This is a genomic window from Bradyrhizobium sp. PRIMUS42, assembly GCF_023006515.1.
GTDB lineage: Bacteria > Pseudomonadota > Alphaproteobacteria > Rhizobiales > Xanthobacteraceae > Bradyrhizobium.
The window spans coordinates 1-498 of sequence record NZ_JALBGZ010001559.1 but is presented as its reverse complement, the minus strand read 5'-3'; the positions used below and the strand labels follow the sequence as shown (position 1 = coordinate 498).

The 498-nt window shown below is 68.1% G+C and carries 1 protein-coding gene; it reads right to left on the bottom strand.

The genetic code is table 11. From position 1 onward, the window contains the following. A partial coding sequence (locus MOV75_RS41635; RefSeq protein ID WP_247008705.1) for a DUF2339 domain-containing protein occupies nt 1-498 on the bottom strand: 498 nt, incomplete at both ends.

Below are 498 nucleotides of genomic sequence, written 5' to 3'. Positions count from 1 at the left end.
CCGAGTGCACCGGTCGCCGCCGGCGCGCGCCAGGCGACGAACAGGGTTGCGCCGACGAGAAGCGCGAACGCGATCAGCGCAAGGTCGGCATGCGCACTCGACAGCACGATCAGCATCGCGCCGAACAGGTAGGCACCGAGCGAGCTCGATGACACCGGCTCGATCTCGCCGTCTTCGATCGTCGGGCCGAACATGAAACCGCAGACGACGAGCAGTGCGGCCAGCACGAAACCCGCGATGACATGGAAGGCGTGTGGCGCGACCTGCAATTCTTCGGCGTCCAGACCCGGGAAGATCCACAACACGGCGAAGGCGATCGTGGTCACCGCCAGCCAGCGCCATAGCCGGATGCGGGCGAGGCCGAAGCTCGCGGCGGTGACGACCGCGAGGTAAATATAGAGCGCCCAATAGTCCGGCTTGCCGCTGGAGACGAGAACCGGCGTCACGAAGGCGCCGACCACGCCGAGGCCGGCGAGCGCCGGCCCGTGCAGCAGCGCG